Source organism: Nocardia kruczakiae NBRC 101016 (assembly GCF_001612965.1).
Lineage (GTDB): Bacteria > Actinomycetota > Actinomycetes > Mycobacteriales > Mycobacteriaceae > Nocardia > Nocardia kruczakiae.
Genome location: NZ_BDBL01000030.1, coordinates 36,594 through 54,008, shown reverse-complemented (window position 1 = coordinate 54,008; position 17,415 = coordinate 36,594). Strand labels below are relative to the sequence as shown.

The 17,415-nt window shown below is 69.5% G+C and carries 20 protein-coding genes; 13 read left to right on the top strand and 7 right to left on the bottom strand.

Going from position 1 to position 17,415, the window contains the following annotated elements; genetic code table 11:
• Window positions 1-8 precede the first annotated feature (8 nt).
• Genes NK1_RS21730 through NK1_RS21705 form a run of 6 tightly spaced genes read left to right on the top strand, consistent with a single transcriptional unit; the run spans window position 9 to window position 6,294 of the window.
• Window positions 9-1,385 carry a cytochrome P450 gene (locus tag NK1_RS21730; RefSeq protein ID WP_063011354.1) on the top strand — a complete coding sequence of 459 codons (1,377 nt, stop codon included), beginning with the start codon at window positions 9-11 and terminating at the stop codon, window positions 1,383-1,385.
• Window positions 1,386-1,437: 52 nt separating this feature from the next.
• Entirely contained in the window at window positions 1,438-3,099 is a 1,662-nt protein-coding gene (locus tag NK1_RS21725; protein WP_063011352.1) for a thiolase C-terminal domain-containing protein, read from the top strand.
• A complete protein-coding gene (locus NK1_RS21720) occupies window positions 3,096-4,082 on the top strand; it encodes an alpha/beta hydrolase (RefSeq protein WP_174552743.1) in 987 nt (328 codons plus the stop codon). Before NK1_RS21725 ends, NK1_RS21720 begins: the two co-directional genes overlap by 4 nt.
• Before the next feature lie 3 nt (window positions 4,083-4,085).
• Window positions 4,086-4,607 (top strand): DoxX family protein, encoded by a 522-nt coding sequence (locus NK1_RS21715; RefSeq protein WP_084461332.1) that lies wholly within the window; start codon window positions 4,086-4,088, stop codon window positions 4,605-4,607.
• 29 nt (window positions 4,608-4,636) lie between these two features.
• The gene (locus tag NK1_RS21710; protein WP_063011350.1) at window positions 4,637-5,455 is read left to right on the top strand and encodes an NAD(P)-dependent oxidoreductase; all 819 of its coding nucleotides are present in this window, start codon (window positions 4,637-4,639) and stop codon (window positions 5,453-5,455) included.
• Between the two features lie 5 nt (window positions 5,456-5,460).
• The gene (locus NK1_RS21705) at window positions 5,461-6,294 is read left to right on the top strand and encodes an NAD(P)-dependent oxidoreductase (RefSeq protein WP_063011484.1); all 834 of its coding nucleotides are present in this window, start codon (window positions 5,461-5,463) and stop codon (window positions 6,292-6,294) included.
• Between the two features lie 25 nt (window positions 6,295-6,319).
• Here the strand turns inward: NK1_RS21705 and NK1_RS21700 are convergent, their stop codons facing one another.
• Complete coding sequence (locus NK1_RS21700; RefSeq protein WP_063011348.1) at window positions 6,320-6,874, bottom strand: TetR family transcriptional regulator; 555 nt, start codon at window positions 6,872-6,874, stop codon at window positions 6,320-6,322.
• 94 nt (window positions 6,875-6,968) lie between these two features.
• Here NK1_RS21700 and NK1_RS21695 point away from each other — a divergent pair, with 94 nt between their 5' ends.
• Window positions 6,969-7,727: an SDR family NAD(P)-dependent oxidoreductase gene (locus NK1_RS21695; RefSeq protein WP_082857473.1), complete on the top strand. Its 759-nt coding sequence runs from the start codon at window positions 6,969-6,971 to the stop codon at window positions 7,725-7,727.
• A 196-nt stretch (window positions 7,728-7,923) separates the two neighbouring features.
• On the opposite strand, the gene NK1_RS33315 is transcribed toward NK1_RS21695, so the two are convergent.
• The gene (locus tag NK1_RS33315) at window positions 7,924-8,070 is read right to left on the bottom strand and encodes a DUF1059 domain-containing protein (RefSeq protein ID WP_063820473.1); all 147 of its coding nucleotides are present in this window, start codon (window positions 8,068-8,070) and stop codon (window positions 7,924-7,926) included.
• A gap of 68 nt (window positions 8,071-8,138) precedes the next feature.
• The gene (locus NK1_RS21690; RefSeq protein ID WP_063011345.1) at window positions 8,139-8,744 is read right to left on the bottom strand and encodes a TetR family transcriptional regulator; all 606 of its coding nucleotides are present in this window, start codon (window positions 8,742-8,744) and stop codon (window positions 8,139-8,141) included.
• Window positions 8,745-8,877: 133 nt separating this feature from the next.
• Between NK1_RS21690 and NK1_RS21685 the strand changes: the two genes are divergently transcribed.
• Together NK1_RS21685 and NK1_RS21680 are read left to right on the top strand one after the other, a co-directional pair.
• Complete coding sequence (locus NK1_RS21685) at window positions 8,878-9,672, top strand: acyl-CoA thioesterase domain-containing protein (RefSeq protein ID WP_063011343.1); 795 nt, start codon at window positions 8,878-8,880, stop codon at window positions 9,670-9,672.
• 104 nt (window positions 9,673-9,776) lie between these two features.
• On the top strand, window positions 9,777-10,655 hold the full coding sequence (locus NK1_RS21680; RefSeq protein ID WP_063011482.1) for an ATP-grasp domain-containing protein: 879 nt from the start codon (window positions 9,777-9,779) through the stop codon (window positions 10,653-10,655).
• Here the strand turns inward: NK1_RS21680 and NK1_RS21675 are convergent.
• Entirely contained in the window at window positions 10,615-11,235 is a 621-nt protein-coding gene (locus NK1_RS21675; RefSeq protein WP_063011341.1) for a TetR/AcrR family transcriptional regulator, read from the bottom strand. The genes NK1_RS21680 and NK1_RS21675 overlap by 41 nt on opposite strands.
• Window positions 11,232-12,065: an SDR family oxidoreductase gene (locus NK1_RS21670; RefSeq protein ID WP_063011339.1), complete on the bottom strand. Its 834-nt coding sequence runs from the start codon at window positions 12,063-12,065 to the stop codon at window positions 11,232-11,234. Before NK1_RS21670 ends, NK1_RS21675 begins: the two co-directional genes overlap by 4 nt.
• Window positions 12,066-12,159: 94 nt before the next feature.
• Between NK1_RS21670 and NK1_RS21665 the strand changes: the two genes are divergently transcribed.
• From NK1_RS21665 to NK1_RS21650, 4 genes are read left to right on the top strand one after another with little or no spacing between them, the layout of a single operon-like run.
• Window positions 12,160-13,461, top strand: coding sequence for an acyl-CoA dehydrogenase family protein (locus NK1_RS21665; protein ID WP_063011337.1), 1,302 nt, complete (start codon window positions 12,160-12,162; stop codon window positions 13,459-13,461).
• A gap of 26 nt (window positions 13,462-13,487) precedes the next feature.
• Complete coding sequence (locus NK1_RS21660; RefSeq protein WP_063011478.1) at window positions 13,488-14,474, top strand: phosphotransferase family protein; 987 nt, start codon at window positions 13,488-13,490, stop codon at window positions 14,472-14,474.
• Entirely contained in the window at window positions 14,471-15,280 is an 810-nt protein-coding gene (locus NK1_RS21655; RefSeq protein WP_063011335.1) for an enoyl-CoA hydratase-related protein, read from the top strand. Before NK1_RS21660 ends, NK1_RS21655 begins: the two co-directional genes overlap by 4 nt.
• Window positions 15,281-15,285: 5 nt before the next feature.
• Complete coding sequence (locus NK1_RS21650) at window positions 15,286-16,266, top strand: NADPH:quinone oxidoreductase family protein (protein ID WP_063011480.1); 981 nt, start codon at window positions 15,286-15,288, stop codon at window positions 16,264-16,266.
• Here the strand turns inward: NK1_RS21650 and NK1_RS21645 are convergent.
• Complete coding sequence (locus NK1_RS21645) at window positions 16,263-16,751, bottom strand: hypothetical protein (RefSeq protein WP_439955955.1); 489 nt, start codon at window positions 16,749-16,751, stop codon at window positions 16,263-16,265. The genes NK1_RS21650 and NK1_RS21645 overlap by 4 nt on opposite strands.
• A gap of 14 nt (window positions 16,752-16,765) precedes the next feature.
• Window positions 16,766-17,389 (bottom strand): TetR/AcrR family transcriptional regulator, encoded by a 624-nt coding sequence (locus NK1_RS21640; RefSeq protein ID WP_063011331.1) that lies wholly within the window; start codon window positions 17,387-17,389, stop codon window positions 16,766-16,768.
• Between the last annotated feature and the right edge of the window lie 26 nt (window positions 17,390-17,415).

The following is a 17,415-nucleotide window of genomic DNA, read 5'->3' as shown; positions in this document are numbered from 1 at the left end:
GGAACGCCGTGACCGCCGAGAACATCACCGAGGCCGGACCGGCGGACGACGAGCGGAAACAACCGCAGTACTCGTTCGACCGGTACGCCCCGGAATATCGCGACAATTTCCTGTCCATCACCCAGGACATGCAGCAGCACTGCCCGATCGCCTGGTCCGATACCCACGGTGGCCACTGGGTCGCCGCCGGCAATCGCGAGGTCTTCGAGCTCGCCCGCTGCCCCTATGTGTCCAACGATCACGACCCTGCCGGGGAACGCCGTGGCTACCAGGGCATTTCGATTCCGAAGCCGCCACGCGCCGCCGCCATCCGGGGCGGGATCCTGGAGATGGACGAGCCCGAACATCGCGAACTGCGGTCGGCGCTCAACCCGTATCTGTCCCCGGCGGCGGTCAACCGCTGGATTCCGTTCATCGACGAGGTCGTGCGGGCGGCGATCGACGAGAAGATCGAATCGGGCCACATCGATTTCGTCGACGATCTGGCCAATATCGTTCCCGCCGTTCTCACGTTGGCGATGCTCGGCATCCCGCTGAAGAAGTGGACGGTCTACAACGAACCGGTCCATGCCGCCGTCTACACCCCGCCCGACTCCCCCGATATCGAGCGGATCACCGCGATGCACCGGGAAATGGGCCTCGACCTGCTCAACAACCTGATCGAGATCAAGCAGAACCCGCGCCCGGGCATGATCGACGCGGTGGTGCGGGCGAAGGTCAACGGCGCCCAACTGCCCGACCTGGAGATGCTCGGCATGCTGGCGCTGATCATCGGCGGCGGTTTCGACACCACGACCGCGCTGACCGCGCATTCGCTGGAATGGTTGTCGGAGCATCCGGACGAGCGCGCAACCCTCAGCCGGGAACGCGACACGCTGCTCGATTCGGCGACCGAGGAATTCCTGCGGTACTACACACCCGCTCCGGGTGACGGCCGCACCATCGCCGAGGACTGCGAGGTGGTCGGCGCGCGGTTCGCCGAGGGCGACCGGGTGTGGCTGTCGTGGGCGATGGCCAACCGCGACCCCGCCGTCTTCGAGGATCCGAACGAGATCGTCCTGGACCGGCATCGCAACCGGCACTACAGCTTCGGGCTCGGCATCCACCGCTGCATCGGCTCGAATGTGGCCCGCACGGTGTTCAAGCGGATGCTGCTGGCGGTGCTGGACCGGATGCCGGACTACCGCTGCGACCCCGATACCACGGTGCACTACGACACCATCGCCGTCATCCAGGGCATGCGGCATCTGCCGGCGACCTTCACCCCCGGCCCGCGCCTGGGCGAGGGGCTCGACGCGACGCTGGAGAAGTTGCAGGCGATCTGCGACGAACAGCAGCTGGCGGCGCCGGTCACCGCCCGCAAGGAACAGGCCGACATCCACTGATCCGCGCGCACAGCCGCATTCGCAGATCGCACCGACAAGCAGGAGGCGTGAGGTGACCACCGCGTCCGGGCGGCCGCTACCGCAGCTCACCGCGCAGAACGAGTTCTTCTGGACCGCCGGCGCCGACGATCGGCTGCGGATCCAGGAGTGCCGGACCTGCGCCGAGCTGATCCATCCGCCGCAGCCGGTGTGCCGCTATTGCCGTGGCACCGAGATGGGGGTGCGTGAGGTCTCCGGTGTGGCGACGCTCATCGGATTCACGCACAACCAGCGGTTCGGTTTACCCGGGCTGCCGCCGCCGTATGTGGTCGGGCAGGTCGCGCTGGTGGAGGATCCGCGAATTCGCCTGACCACCACCGTCATCGGCTGCGAGGCCGCCGATCTGGTGCTGGGCATGCGGATGGAGGTCGTATTCGAACAGCACGAGGACGTGTGGCTTCCGTTGTTCCGGCCCACGGCCGAGCAGCCGGAACCGGCGCCGCTGCCCGCCGACGACATCGACCCGGACCGCTTCGCCGAGCAGGTACGGCCCCGCGTCTCCCCCACCAAATTCGAGGATCGGGTGGCGCTGACCGGCATCGGGATGTCCGATATCGGGCGGCGGCTGATGGTGCCTCCCCTGGCGCTGACCGTACAGGCGTGCGAGCGTGCCGTCGCCGATGCCGGACTCACCATGGCCGATATCGATGGGCTCTCCTCGTATCCGGGTGGCGGGAATATGGGCGGATTCGGTGAGGGCGGGGTGACCGCGCTCGAGTCGGCGCTGGGAGTGCGGCCGACCTGGCACAACGGCGGCATCGAGACTTTCGGGCCCGGCGGCTCGGTGATCGCGGCGATGCTGGCCGTCGCGGGCGGGCTGGCCCGGCACGTGCTGTGCTTCCGGACGGTGTGGGAGGCCACCTACAACGAAATGCTCCGCACCGGTGCGACGGCACCGCTGGGCGGTGGCCGCACCCCCAGCTGGCAGCTGCCGTTCGGGGCGACCTCCGCGGCGCACACTCTCGCCCAGAACGCGCAGCGGCACTTCCATCGCTACGGCACGACCAAGCAGACGCTGGGCTGGATCGCGCTGAACCAGCGCGCCAATGCCGCACTGAATCCCACTGCGGTGTACCGGGATCCGCTCACGATGGAGGACTATCTGTCGGCGCGGCCGGTGACCAGTCCGTTCGGCCTCTACGACTGCGACGTGCCCTGCGACGGCGCGGTGGCGGTGATCGTCTCGGCCGTCGAGACGGCCGCCGACCTCGCCACACCGCCCGTCTACGTGGAGGCCGTGGGCACTCAGATCATCGAGCGGGTGGAATGGGATCAGAGCACCCTCACCCACGAGCCGCAGGTACTCGGCCAGTCGGCACATCTGTGGTCGCGCACCGATCTCCGGCCCGAGGACGTCGACGTCGCCGAACTCTACGACGGCTTCAGCTTCAACTGCCTGTCCTGGATCGAGGCGCTGGGATTCTGCAAGATCGGCGAGGCCAAGGACTTCCTCGACGGCGGGAAAAACATTGCGCGCGACGGCATCCTGCCACTCAACACGCACGGCGGGCAGCTCTCGCACGGGCGCACCCACGGCATGGGCCTGATCCACGAAGCGGTCGCCCAACTGCGCGGTGCATGCGGCCCGCGTCAGGTCGCCGGCGCGCGGGTAGCGGTGACCAGCAGCGGCGGGCTGACACCCAGTGGCGTGCTGTTGCTGCGGAGCGAGCGATGACAGTGGAAGCGCAGCGATCCGCAGCGCAATATCCGGCATCGCCGGCGGCGCGTGCATGGGAGGCGCCCGAGCAGGTGGTGACCAAGGCGGGCGGGATCGCGGTGTCGGGGCTGCTCATGCGGGCGCGTGAGCCCCGTGCGGTGCTGGTCGCGTTGCACGGGGGCGCGACGACCGCCGCCTATTTCGACTGTCCGGGCCACCCCGAGTTGTCGCTGGTGCGCGTCGCGGCGGGGCTCGGCTTCACCGTGCTGGCTCTGGACCGGCCCGGTTACGGCGCGTCGGCGCCGTTCACCGAACGGCTCTGGGATCCGCAGCGCCGCGTCGACGTGATGTATTCCGCTGTCAGCCAGCTGGTTCCGGATGCCGACCGGGGCGCGGGCACCTTCGTGATCGCCCATTCCGCCGGATGCGAACTGGCATTGCGGATGGCCGCCGACCCTCGGGGCGCCGCGTTGCTCGGTATCGAATTAGCCGGTACCGGAAGGGAATTCGCTGCCGCTGCCCGGCAGATAGTGATGGGGCCACGAGGGCCGGTCGAGCGGCCGCGCGGACTCGGCGACCTGCTGTGGCGGCCCGCTTCGCTGTATCCGCCGGATCTGCTCGGCGGTGCGGCGCTCGCCGCCGTCGGCCCGCGCCTCGAGGCCGCCGCGGTCACGGATTGGGCCGATACCGAATTTCCGGCACTGGCCGCCCGGGTACATATTCCGGTGCGCTTCACCCTCGGCGATCACGAGCGGGTGTGGCGCAACGATTCCGACGCGATGACACATGTCGGCGCCACGTTCACCGCCGCGTCGCGAGTGGTGCTCAACCGCCAGCCCGGTAGTGGCCACAACCTCAGCGTCGGACGCTCCGCTCGCGCCTACCACCTGGGAGTGCTGGGTTTCGCGGAGGAATGCCTGCTTACCGCGGGTGACGGTTTCGACTGTCACCCCCGACAATTCGATGGGGCCGAACCCGTTTCGGACCGGGAGGTGAGGTGAGGCGTGCACGCATCCGACACGGCACTGTTCTTGGTGCGCCTGGTGATCGGCGCGACGATGATCGCGCACGGCTACAACCATTGGCGCGGCGGCGGCCGCATCGACGGAACCGCCCGCTGGTTCGCCGGACTGGGCTTGCGCAACGGCATCCTGCAGGCCTGGCTGAGCGTCGTCACCGAAATCGGCGCCGGCGCGCTGCTGATCGTGGGCCTGTTCACGCCGCTGGCGTGCGCGGCGATCATCTCGGTGATGCTGGTCGCCGGACTGCTGGCGCATCGCCCGAACGGATTCTTCGTGCTCGAGGAGGGCTACGAGTACGTCCTCGTGCTCGCCGTCACCGCCTCGGCGACGGCCATGCTCGGCCCCGGACGGCTCTCGCTCGACCACGCCACCGATATCGAGGTCGTGGGCTGGGCAGGCGGTGCGATCGCCGCGGGGGTGGCGGTGGTAGCGACGGCCGGGCTGCTGGCGACCTTCTGGCGTCCGGCGCCGGCTCCCGCGCAGCAGCCGGAACCCACGGCGTGACAGCGGCATTCGACGGAAGAGGTGCGCAGATGCGAGTCGGATTCATCGGATTGGGCAGCCAAGGTGGCCCCATGGCGCGGCGGATCATCGCGGCCGGGCATCCGACCACGCTCTGGGCCCGCCGGGCCGCCACCCTGGAGGCGTTCGCGGATACCGGCGCGGCGACCGCCGAAACTCCCGCCGCGCTGGGCGCCGGTAGCGATCTGGTCTGTGTCTGCGTGGTCGGCGACGACGATGTGCGCGAGGTCCTCACCGGCGAACACGGCGTCCTGGCGGGCATGTCGGCGGGTGGTGTGGTGGCCGTCCACAGCACCGTCCACCCCGACACCTGCCGCGACTTGGCGAAATCGGCCGCTGTGCAGGGCATTTCGCTGATCGACGCGCCGGTCAGTGGCGGCGGACCCGCTGCCGAGGAAGGGCGGCTGCTGGTGATGGCCGGTGGTGACGCCGAGGTGGTACGCCGCTGCCGCCCCGTATTCGACAGCTACGCCGACCCGGTGGTACATCTCGGTGACGTCGGCTCCGGGCAGGTCACCAAGCTGCTCAACAATCTGCTGTTCACGGCCAACCTCGCGACCGCGATGAGCACCTTTGCCCTGGGCTCCGGCCTGGGCGTCGATCCGGCCAGGCTGGGAGAGGTGATCGCGCACGGCACCGCGAACAGCTTCGCGCTGGGGCGCATCGTCGATGCCGGAGTGAGTCTCGACCGGCTCGCCCAGTACGCGGGGGCGCTGCTGCGCAAGGACGTCTCGTTGGTCGCGAGTCTGGCCGATGCGGCCGGGGCCGAGCCCGGCGTGGTCCTCACCGCCGCGGACGCCACCCTGGCGCTGATGAATCACCAGCGGTGACCGGGATGCGGATCGGATTCGTCGGCGCCGGGCGGATGGGCCTGCCGATGGTGCGGCGGCTCACCGCGGCCGGACACCAAGTCCGCGTCACGGTGCGGCGCAACGCGGTTCGCGACGCTGTGGCCGAGGCGGGCGCCCGCGCGGTGGACACCGCCGCCGCGGCCGCCGAGGGTGCCTACGCGGTATTGGTGTGCCTGTTCTCCGACGATCAGGTGCGCGAGGTCTGTCTCGACGGTGACCTGCCCGCGGCCATGGCACCCGGATCGATCCTGGCCCTGCACACCACCGGTGATCCGCGCACCGCGCAAGCCGTTGCCGCACAAGCGGTTCCGCATGCCGTGCGGGTGGCCGACGTGCCGGTCAGCGGCGGACCGCACGATATCGCCGCGGGTGCGCTGACGGTCTTCGTCGGCGCCGACGACGACACCGCCGCCGATCTGCGGCCGGTGCTGTCGTGCTATGCCGATCCGATCCTGCACGTCGGCGCGCTCGGCGCGGGACAGCGGGTGAAGCTCGTCAACAATGCCCTGTTCGCGGCGCAGGCGGGCCTGGTCGCCGCGGCGGTGCGGCTGGCCGGCCAGTTGGGTGTCACGGAAGCGGCACTGCTGTCGGCGCTCCCCCACGCCAGTTCCTCCGGACGCGTCGTGACCAGTATGGCCGCGAAGAGATCGGTGGCCGAATTCGGTGACGCGGTCGGTGAATTCCTGCGCAAGGACGTCGCGGTGGTCCGCGCCCTCACCACCGAACTCGGCGGCACTCTCGGCGTACTCGACGCCGCCATCTCCGCCGCGCCCTTCGGCCGAGACGACAACGCCGCCCCGCAGGTCCCCACCCACTGACCGCACCCCAGCCCCCGGGTGCCGCTCATGCTCGTAACCCCTGCTCGATCAGCGACCACCCGCGGGCGGCCAGCACCCGGCGCTCCTCCGTACCGGCCCGCGCCAGCAATGCCGCCAGCATCGCCAGCGCGAGCATGAGGTCTTGACACGTCAGATCGGCGCGGACCCGGCCGGCCGCCCGGGCGGTGTCGAGATGATCGCCCAGCAGTGCCGCCACCCTGCTGCTCATCCGTGCCAGTCGCCCGTCGGTCAGCGACGGATCGATCAGTTCGACGAATGCGATCGAAGTCACCACCTGGTCCACGATGCGTTCCAGGAGCTGATCCAGTCCGGTATCCGACTGTGCCGCATAGGCTTCCAGCCCCATCACATTGTCTTCGAAGACCGCCAGCGCGAGTGATTCCCGGTCGGCGAAGTGCCGGTACAGACTCCCCTGCCCGACGCCCGCGCGCCGGGCGATCAGACTCAGCGGAGCCTCGAAACCCGATTCGGCGAACACCTCGCGAGCGGCGGCGATCAGAGCCGCTCGATTGGCGGCGGCCGCACCGGGTCCACGATTCACTCGACGCTGCTCGGTCACCGGCCTACACTACCAACCGGACAGTGATGTCCGGTTGAAACGGCGACGTCGACACGTGCCGGCGGGCCCGCAGCGCACCGAGGAGGGAACACCGTTGAGCACCAGCAACTTTCACAACCGGGTGGCCATCGTCACGGGCGCCGGCTCCGGCATCGGGCGGGCCATGGCCATCGCATTCGCCAAATGCGGCGCCATGGTCGTGGCCGCCGATATCAGTTCCGACGGCGCCCAGGGTACCGCCGCGGAGATCGGCGCGGCCGCGATTCCGGTAGTCGTCGACATCTCCGACGAAATCGATGTCGCCCGCGCCACCCGCACCGCGATGGACACTTTCGGCCGGATCGACGTGCTGTGCAACAACGCCGGGATCATGGACAAGATGGCGCTGCCGGCCGACACCCCGGTGACCACTTGGGAACGCACGGTCGCGGTCAACCTCACCGGTACCTTCCTCATGACCCGGGCGGTGCTGCCCCATATGCTCGACCAGGGCATCGGTTCGATCGTCAACACCGCCTCCGAGGCCGGAATTCGCGGCGGCGCAGCGGGAATCGCCTACACCGCCGCCAAACACGGAGTGGTGGGACTGACCCGCAACGTGGCCTGGATCCATGCCGGGGACGGCATCCGATGCAATGCGATCCTGCCCGGCCCGACGATGACCGGTATCGCCGGGCCGACCCCGGAATGGGATCTCGACGGCGTGACCCGGCTGCAGCCGGTGATGTCGCTGATGCGCGGTATCGCCGAACCCGAGCAGATGGCCGAGGTCGCCGTCTTCCTCGCCTCCGACGCCGCCTCGTTCATCAACGGCGCGGTGGTCCCGGTGGACGGTGGCTGGTCGGCCGGTTGACCCGGCCGACCGGCGACTCAGGCCCGCACCGCGACCGGTTCGGCGACCTCGGCGACGGTGGCGAGCGCGTTCGGCCACGGTCGGGGTCGAGCTCGCACCCGACGGCGGTACCGGCGCCTCGGCGGGCTGGTTCAACGGGCCGGAGACCGGCTGCGAACTACGCGCCGATGCGTTGTCTGGCCGCCGATACGGAGAATCAGTAGGCGAGGAAGAGGATTTCGTCGCGCGAATAGTCGTGACCGGGGTGGTTCTCGGCCAGATGCTTCTGCGTCTTCTCGACGAGGTCGTCTTCGTCGGTGCCGACGATCTGTTCACCGCAGGGGCAGCCCAGTCTGGTCTTCAACGTCGTTCTCCATCGGTCGGGCTGGACGTGTCGTTCCCCGTCACCTTAGGCACATTCTGTGCCGCCCGTCACCCCGGGTCACCGGCCCGCTCCCCACCCGAGACCGCATCTCCGGCACCGACGGCGGCCCTGAGCTCGGCGTATACCTCGGCTGTAACGTGTGACAATTCGCGCGTGGAGGAACCGTCGAGCCACCGGTCGAAGGCGATGCCGAAGACGGTCGCCGCGACCCGGGCGCAGACGGTCGCGACGGCCTCCGACGCGCCCGCGGTCCGCAGCGCGTCGGCGAGCTCGCTCCCCAGGACGGCCATTTTCCGGAGTTCACGCTCCTGGAGTCCGGGATTGGCCGCGATCACCGCCCGCCTCCGCCGCTGCCACGCCGGCAGAGCGGGAATCCGCGCACCGGCCGCCTGGATCGCCGCGATCGCCGTCGTCATCGGGTCCGCATCCGCGGGCGCGGCGGCCACCGCTTCGGCGATCGCGCCGGTCAGCAGGTCCTGACCGCCGAAGAGCACCTCCCGCTTATCGGCGAAGTGCCGGAAGAAGGTGCGTTCGGTGAGGCCCGCGCGCTCCGCGATCTCGGCCACGGTGGTCTCGTCGAACCCGCGCTCGGAGTACAGCTCGAGAGCCGCCTCGGACAGCCGGCCGCGCGCATTGGGTTCCCATCGACTCATGATCCGATCCTAGGTGACGACAGTTGCTGACATTCGGCTACCGGCGGCAACGCGCGAACCGGTGGCCGCCCTCCGGATGTCGTCCTATAACGTGTTCTAATTCGAGTGGGCCGGGAACGGAAGGGCCGAGGCGATGATGACATTCTTCAGCCGCGACGAACGAGGATTCGTCGCCGGCGACTTCGCGGTGAGCAAATGGTCGCCCGATCACGTGGCCGGACCCGCGATCTGCGGGCTGCTGGCGCGAGAATTGGAAACCCATTGCCCGGGAGCCGGTTTCGTTCCCGCGCGCCTCACCGCCGATCTGTTCCGCCCGGTGCGGAACGAACCGATCACGGTGCACAGTGCGGTGGTGCGCTCCGGCACTCGGGTGCGCGTCGCCGATGCGTGGATCACCCAGCAGGACGAGGTGCGGGTGCGTGCGTCGGTGATGTATCTGGCCGTCGCGCGGCAACCTCCGGGCCGGATCTGGCAGGCGGAGCAGACCCTGCCGGTGCCCGAGCGGCGGCTGGATGCGCCGACCGGCCAGCCACCGCTGTTCAAATGCGGGGACGGCGACTGGTCCGGCGACTTCGCCGCCGCGCAGAACGAGGAACGCAAATCGGTCTGGCAGAATCTGCCGCCGCTGGTCGAGGGCGAGCCGATCACGCCGTTCCAGCGCGCGGCGTTCCTGGCCGACACCACGAATCTGGTCTGCAACTGGGGCACCGAGGGCGTCGGCTACATCAACAGCGACGTGACCCTCACCCTGACCAGGCTTCCCGAGGGACGGGAGCTGGGATTGCACGCCCAGGACCATATGTCGGCCGACGGCATCGCGGTCGGCACCGCCACCCTCTACGACCGCACCGGGCGGATCGGCACCTGCGTCGTGACCGCACTGGCCAACGCGGCCCGCCAGGTGGATATGGCCGAGACGAGGGTCTGAGCGCCGGAAGACCGCGGACCGTCGGTCGCCACGCACGCAGGATGGAGGCGTCCCCGCGGCCGCCACTTTTGGCCGAGCGTGTGCCGGCGGGCGAGGATGACCCGATGATCGTGTTGGTTCCCGCAGACGTTCTGCGCCCCGGCCGCGCCGACGCCCACTTCGCCGCCGATGCCGAGGCCGCGCGGGCGAGCGGAATGCAGGTGGAACTGATCGATCACGACGCCCTCATTCGCGACGATGCGGCTGGGGCGGTGCGGCGGGTGCGCGGCGAGGGGCCCGCGATCTACCGGGGCTGGATGATGCGCAGCGAACAGTACGCCGCCTTCGAGGACGCACTGCGCGCGCGAGGCGTCACAGTGCGCACCGATGCCCGGCACTACCGGCGAGCTCACGAATTTCCCGGCTGGTACGACGTCTTCGCCCGCCACACTCCCGAATCGTGCTGGACCCGCGGTGTCGGCCGCGACGAATTCGACCGCGCGCGAGGCCATCTGGGATCCGGCCCCGCCGTCGTGCGCGACTACACCAAATCGATGAAGCACCACTGGCACGAGGCGATGTACATCCCGGACCTCGCCGACACCGAGGCGGCCTGGCGGGTCGCACAGCGCCTGCGCGAGCTCCGCGGGCCCGACCTGACCGGCGGCTTCGTGCTGCGCCGCTTCGAGGACCTCGCCGCCGAGGAGGTGCGCACCTGGTGGGTCGACGGCCGCTGCCGGCTGGCCGGCCCACACCCCGACACTCCGGACCGGATGCCGGCATCCGAACCCGATCTCAGCGCAATCGAACCGCTGGTCCGCGAAATCGGATGCCGTTTCGTCACAGTCGATTTCGCGCTGCGATCCGACGGCGTGTGGCGGGTCCTGGAGGTCGGTGACGGGCAGGTCAGCGATCGACCGACCACCCTCGCGCCACACCGGTTACTCGCCGCGCTCGCGCATCTCAGCGACCCGGACGCGCCGCGCGAAGACAGAAGTCGGTGACGCGCCGCACGTCCGCCGCGGTCGGTTCGGCCCGCCGCCACAGCAGTTCGGCGAGCCGTCCGACCACCGCGTGCGCGGCCAGTGCCGCGTCGACATCCGGTTGCTCGCAACCCAATTCGGCGAACGGCGCGCGCAGCAGCTCCGCGAGCCGGGTACTGGCCTCCGGCGGTCCGGTCACCAAGCCCTGCGCCAGACCGCCGGCATTCCACATCACCGCCCGGGTGGTCGCGGCGACCTCACCGGCCGCCTGGGACAGCACGCCGTCCACCCATTCGCACACCGCCTCCTCAGGTGTGGACCGCTTGCCCATCCGATGCTGCAGATAGTCGAGCAGCCGGGCCGTTCCGTCTTCGAGGAGGGCGGCGACGAGCGCGTCCTTGGAGGCGAAATGCCGGTAGAAGGCATCGTTGGACAGGCCGGCGACGGCGACGATATCGGCGACGCGCGGACGCGACTCGGTTCCGCAGCGCCGCATCACCGCCAGCCCGGCATCCAGCAGCCGCCGGACCTCCGCGGTGTAGGCGGCGCCGCGTTCGGCCAGGGCCCGCTGCGCGATCCGGGCCGCGATGTCGTCGTTCATCGCCGACTGTCCGGCCCGGCCCGCAGCGCCGCCGTCACGCCGCCGTCGACGACCAGATCGGTGCCGTTGAGGAAGCTCGCCGCGTCGGAAAGCGCGAACGCCACCACGGCCGCGACCTCCTCCGGACGCCCTGCGCGGCGCAGCGGCGTGCGCTCGACCAACTGCCGCATGGTGGCGTGTTCGGCCGCTTCCTGCCGGCCCTGCGGAGTGTCGATGATGCCGGGCGACACGGAGCAGATCCGCGCTCCAGCAGGGCCCAACCGCACCGCCTCCCGCCAGACCAGGCGCTGCACACCGCGTTTGGCCCACCCGTAGGCGATGCCCGGATGCTCCAGCGCCGGGCCCACGGCGTCGCGGAGACGGTCGAGGAAATCCTCGTGCAGGGGATCATCGAGCACGGCGAGGGCGGCGGGATCCGGTGGATCCGGGTCCAGTAGCGGCGCCATCGACGCGAACACCACCGCCGCGGTGCCCGCGACGGCCAGTGGCCGCACCGCGTCGAGCAGGTGGGCGGTGCCGATCAGGTCGACGACGACGATGCGACGCCAGTCCGCCATCGTGGGCGAGATCCCCGCCGCATGGGCGACCGCCCGCAATTCGCCCTGTTCGGCGAGGTATGTCGCCAGTTCCGAAACACGGTCGCGATCGGCGACGTCGACCACGAACGCCTCGGCCCGGGCGCCCTCGGACGTCAGCTGCTCGGCGGCCGCGGTCGCCCCGGCCTCGTCGCGATCGGCGAGCACCAGTACATCGACTCGATCGGCCAGGGTGCGGGCGCATTCGGATCCCATCCCGCGTCCCGCGCCGGTCACCAGCCCTACCGTGGTCATCCGCGATCACCTTCGTCGCCGGTCCCATCCGCTCGATCAAGAATGCTATTCTTCTTCACAAGAATCATATTTCCACCGAAGGGGAGGAGGCGCAATGGCGTGGGACTTCGAGACCGATCCGCAGTTCCAGCGGAAGCTGGACTGGGCCGATGCGTTCGTCCGCGAGGAGGTCGAACCCCTCGACCTGATCTGGCCGCATCAGCAGTTCGTGCCACCGGACGCGGCCCGCCGCGCCGTGCTCGATCCGCTCAAACAGCAGGTGCGCGACCAAGGGTTGTGGGCCACACATCTGGGCCCCGAGCTCGGCGGACAGGGTTACGGACAGCTGAAACTGGCGCTGCTGAACGAAATCCTGGGGCGATCGTCGTGGGCGCCGGTGATCTTCGGATGCCAGGCTCCCGATACCGGCAACGCCGAGATCATCGCGCATTTCGGTACCGAGGAGCAGAAACGGCGCTATCTGCGGCCGCTGCTCGAGGGTGAGCTGTTCTCCAGCTATTCGATGACCGAACCGCAGGCCGGCGCCGACCCGACCCGGTTCACCACCTCCGCGGTGCGCGACGGTGACGACTGGATCATCAACGGCTGGAAGTTCTTCTCCTCCAACGCGGCCACCGCGGCCTTCCTCATCGTCATGGTGGTGACCGATCCGGATGTCAGTGCCTATCAAGGCATGTCGATGTTTCTGGTACCGACCGACACCCCGGGTGTGCGCATCGAACGCAATGTCGGACTCTACGGTGAACCGCTCGACGGCGGCGCGCACGCGCTGATCCATTACGACAATGTGCGCGTTGCGGATTCGGCACTGCTCGGCGGCGCCGGACAGGCCTTCGCCATCGCGCAGACCCGGCTCGGCGGCGGGCGCATCCATCACGCCATGCGCACCATAGGGCTGGCCCGCAGCGCCCTGGACATGATGTGCGAGCGGGCGCTGAGCCGCGAAACCGCGGGCAGCCGGTTGTCGGACAAGCAGTTCGTGCAGGGCTATATCGCCGATTCCTACGCCCAGTTGCAGCAGTTCCGGCTGTTCGTGCTCTACACCGCCTGGGAGATCGACAAATACAACGACTACCGCAAGGTGCGCAAGGACATCGCCGCGGTGAAGGTCGTGATGCCGACCGTCTTGCACGACATCGCCTGGCGCGCCATGCAGGTGCACGGTGCGCTCGGGGTCACCAACGAGATGCCCTTCTTCACGATGATCCACGGCGCCGGCGTGCTGGGCCTGGCCGACGGTCCGACCGAGGTGCACAAGGGCACCGTCGCCAAACAGGTCCTGCGCGACTACCGCCCGAGCGAGGATCTGTGGCCCAGCCAGTGGATCCCGAAGAAGCTCGACGCCGCCCGGGCGAAATTCGCCGACTACCTCGAACACGAAGTAGGTAACCAGTGATCGACACCGCCCGCCTCGCGGAGTGGATGGACGCCCGCGACCTCCCCGGCCGCGGCGAACCGGCGCAAGCCCGGTTCCTCTCCGGCGGCACTCAGAACGAGATCTACCTGATCAGCCGCGGCGAATACCGCTGTGTCCTGCGTATCCCGCCCGCCGACGCGCCTCCCGAACGCGACGCCGGGATCGCGCGGGAGTGGCGGATCACCGCGGCGCTCGAGGGCACCGACGTCCCGCATACACCCGCCGTCGCGGTCTGCACCGACCATTCCGTCCTGGGCCGCACCTTCTATCTGATGGGCTATGTGGACGGCTGGTCGCCGATGGACAGCAAACGCTGGCCGGCGCCGTTCGACACCGATCTCGATGCCCGGGCCGGGCTGGCCTACCAGCTCGCCGAAGGTATCGCGCTGCTGTCGCGAGTCGACTGGCGCGCCAGGGGATTACAGGATCTGGGCCGGCCCGACGGATTCCACGAACGGCAGGTCCAGCGCTGGACCGACTTCTTCGCCCGCCACCGCGGCCGCGACCTCGACGGGATGGCCGAGGCCACCGCATGGCTGCGCGCGCACCGGCCCCTCGACTACATCCCGGGGCTGATGCACGGTGACTACCAGTTCGCCAACGTCATGTTCGAACACGGCGCGCCCGCCCGGTTGGCGGCACTGGTCGACTGGGAGATGGGAACGGTCGGCGATCCGAAACGGGATCTGGCCTGGATGGTGCAGAGCTGGCCGGACGACACCTGGGCCCCGGAGGCCGCCGGGGTGAGTTATGTGGATCTGCGCGGCATGCCGTCGCGAAATCAGCTGGTCGCGCATTACGCGGACGTGTCCGGCCGGCAGATCGACGACCTGGACTACTACCTGATCCTGGCGAAATGGAAGCTGGCCATCGTGCTGGAACGCGGATTCCAGCGCGCCGGAGACGATGTCAAACTGCAGTCCTTCGGCCCGATCGTGCCGAAGTTGATGCGCGAGGCGGCCGACCTCGCCGAGAGCACGCAGTACCGATGAGCGCCACACCCGAGACCACCACCGACGAGAACCAGGTGGTCGTCGAACGCCGCGACGCGGTCCTGGTCGTGCGGATCAATCGCCCGGAGGCGCGAAACGCGCTCGACGCCACCGTACTTCGCGGTATCGGCGAGGCGCTGCTGGCGGCCGAGGCCGATCCGGATATCCGCGCGCTGGTGCTCACCGGGACCGGTGAGCGCGCCTTCTGCGCCGGGATGGATCTGCGCGAGTTCGCCGACGGCGCGGGCGCACACCAGAATTCACCCGACCAGCGCGCGGCCCTGGACGCCTACGCGCGACTGTCCGCCGGGCGGACCGCGATTCCGATCATCGGCGCGGCCAATGCCACCGCCGTCGGCGGCGGATTGGAACTGCTGCTCGCCTGCGACATCATCGTGGCCTCGACCGCGGCCTCGTTCGGATTCCCGGAGGTCAAGCGCGGTCTGTTCGCCGCGGGCGGCGGCACCGCGGTCGGCACCCGGATCCCGCTCGGCATCGCCCTGGAGATGCTGCTCACCGGCGACCTGGTCGACGCCGACCGCGCCCACCGGATCGGGCTGGTCAACGTGGTGGCCGAACCGGATCGGGTGCTCGACACCGCCGTCGCCCTCGCCACCACCGTCGCCGCGAACGCCCCCCTGGGCCTGGCCGCCTCGAAGGAATTGGCCCGGCTGGCCGTCACCGACGACGCCGGGGCCACGCGCCGGCTGAAACAGTGGCAGCGCGAGGTTTTCCGCAGCGCGGATGCCGCCGAGGGGGCGCAGGCATTCCTGGAACGGCGCACACCCCGATGGCAGGGCAGGTGACCGCGATGCGGGTCGCGCTGTGCCCGCGCTACGGTCCACCGGAGGTGGTGCGCGTCGCCGAACGGCCCGTCCCGGAACCGGGGGCGGGCCAAGTGCGGGTGCGGGTGCGGGCCGCGGCGGTCAACTTTCCCGATGTGCTGCTCGTCGCGAACGAGTATCAGATCAGCGTGCCCCCACCGTTCGTACCCGGGAGCGAATTCGCCGGCGAGGTCGTCGCGCTCGGGCCCGGGTGCGGGGAGGTCGCGATCGGCGACCGGGTCCGCGGCACCGGCCTGTACGGCGCGTTCGCCGAACAGGTCGTGGTCCCCGCCACCAAGCTCACGCCGATTCCGGACGGCGTCGATGCGGCCGCCGCGGCGGCCTTCGGTGTCACGTATCGCACTGCGTACCACTGCATTCGGTCGGTGGCGCGGGTGCCGGCGGGCGGGGAGCTGATCGTGCTGGGCGCCGGGGGCGGCGTCGGGTCGGCGGCGGTGGCACTCGGTGCGCGGCTCGGGCTGTCGGTGACCGCGGTGGCCTCCTCTTCCGCCAAACTCGAGGTCGCGGCCTGTCTGGGCGCCACGCGTCTGATCGACCACCGCGACGGCGATCTGCGCGAGGCCCTACGTACCGCGCTGCCCGACGGCGCCGATGCGGTGATCGACCCGGTCGGCGGGGCGCTCAGCGAACCGGCGCTGCGGTCGTTGCGCCGCGGCGGGCGTTTCGTCACGGTCGGCTACGCCTCCGGCACGGTACCCCGCCTCCCGCTGAATCTGGTGCTGGTCAAGGGAATTCACGTCCTGGGCTTCCAGTTCCAGGATATCGACCGGGCCGAATTCGACCGCAACGAGGGCGAAATCGGGCGGCTGCTGACCGACGGCTTGCGCCCGCATATCGGCGCCCGCTTCGCGCTGTCCGACTCCGCCGCGGCCCTCCGGCTGGTCGCCGACGGGCACGCGGTCGGAAAGGTCGTCATCGATATGGACGCCGACGCGGCGCGCGGTTAACCGGCCACCGGCACCAGATCCACCGGCGGCGCCCACACCGGTGCTCCACTGCGGAACGTCTCCAGCGGAGCCACCGCGGTGGCCGGTATCCCGGCGGCGGCTAGGGCCTGACGCTTGAAAGCCCGTGCGGCGACACTCAATCGGTGCTGCACCGTATCCACCCGGCAGTCGAGTTCGCCGGGACAGAACTCGCCGAGCAGCGTGACCTCGGACAGTCCGCGGTCGAGTGTGTCGAGGACGCCGCAGCGGATGCGATGATCGGTTTCGAACAACTCACCGGCCAGCGCCACCGCATGCGGATGCGGTCCGTGGATCGGCGAGGACAGTGAGTCCTCCATATCGAGTACGACGGCGCCGAGAATCTCGAGCGCGCGGGCGTGGGTGGGATCGCCGACGATGACGGTGACCTCCCAGCCGGCCATCCCGCGATCGAACAGCCAGCCGCCGGCACAGCGCACCACTTCGGTCACCGTCGGCGCCACCACACCCAGCCGGTACCTCAATGGACGTCGCTGCGCGTCAGCTCGCGTTCGAGCGACCGAGCGTACTCCTGGAACACCTTGGTCAGTGGAATCGAGGGATCGAGCAGCCATGACGTTTCCATTCCATTGAGAAAAGCGACTATCTCCACAGCCTTGACGGCAGGGTCCACATCGGCGCTGTAGCGCCCGCAGCGCTGTCCGCGCCGGATACTCTCGGCGACCTGATCGGTCGCCGCGCGGTAACGATCGAGCAGGTGATCGTGCAGCGGCGCATCAGGTTCCAGATTCTCGATCAACAGCACCGCGTACATGCCGATCAGATCGGGTGCGCGGTGAAAACGATCGGCGACTCCGGAGATCTGTTCGGGCAGTTCCCCTTCCAGATCCGCGTGCATTTCGTCGTCGGTGTCGCGGGCCTCCAGGACCGCGCGCAGCAGTTGATCCTTCGATTCGAAGTGGTGCAGCAGCCCGGCCGGGGTGACTCCGGCTTCCCGGGCGATCTGCGCGAGCGTGGTCGACCGCCACCCGTTGCGGGCGAGCATCCGCTGCGCCACGGCGAGGATGCGCAGTTTGCGCTCCTCCCCCTTGGCGAGCAGCGTGTCGTAGGCCCGAACATTGGCTGGCCGTCGCTGACCGGACACCGAACTCCTTTGGTCGAAGCAACCTA

What these genes read in the sequence shown, in the direction of transcription:
- NK1_RS21720 (WP_174552743.1), top strand. Translation starts at nt 3,096, where the DNA reads ATGACAGTGGAAGCGCAGCGATCCGCAGCGCAATATCCGGCATCGCCG.
- NK1_RS21710 (WP_063011350.1), top strand. Translation starts at nt 4,637, where the DNA reads ATGCGAGTCGGATTCATCGGATTGGGCAGCCAAGGTGGCCCCATGGCG.
- NK1_RS21705 (WP_063011484.1), top strand. Translation starts at nt 5,461, where the DNA reads ATGCGGATCGGATTCGTCGGCGCCGGGCGGATGGGCCTGCCGATGGTG.
- NK1_RS21690 (WP_063011345.1), bottom strand. Translation starts at nt 8,744, where the DNA reads ATGAGTCGATGGGAACCCAATGCGCGCGGCCGGCTGTCCGAGGCGGCT.
- NK1_RS21685 (WP_063011343.1), top strand. Translation starts at nt 8,878, where the DNA reads ATGATGACATTCTTCAGCCGCGACGAACGAGGATTCGTCGCCGGCGAC.
- NK1_RS21680 (WP_063011482.1), top strand. Translation starts at nt 9,777, where the DNA reads ATGATCGTGTTGGTTCCCGCAGACGTTCTGCGCCCCGGCCGCGCCGAC.
- NK1_RS21675 (WP_063011341.1), bottom strand. Translation starts at nt 11,235, where the DNA reads ATGAACGACGACATCGCGGCCCGGATCGCGCAGCGGGCCCTGGCCGAA.
- NK1_RS21670 (WP_063011339.1), bottom strand. Translation starts at nt 12,065, where the DNA reads ATGACCACGGTAGGGCTGGTGACCGGCGCGGGACGCGGGATGGGATCC.
- NK1_RS21665 (WP_063011337.1), top strand. Translation starts at nt 12,160, where the DNA reads ATGGCGTGGGACTTCGAGACCGATCCGCAGTTCCAGCGGAAGCTGGAC.
- NK1_RS21660 (WP_063011478.1), top strand. Translation starts at nt 13,488, where the DNA reads ATGGACGCCCGCGACCTCCCCGGCCGCGGCGAACCGGCGCAAGCCCGG.
- NK1_RS21655 (WP_063011335.1), top strand. Translation starts at nt 14,471, where the DNA reads ATGAGCGCCACACCCGAGACCACCACCGACGAGAACCAGGTGGTCGTC.
- NK1_RS21650 (WP_063011480.1), top strand. Translation starts at nt 15,286, where the DNA reads ATGCGGGTCGCGCTGTGCCCGCGCTACGGTCCACCGGAGGTGGTGCGC.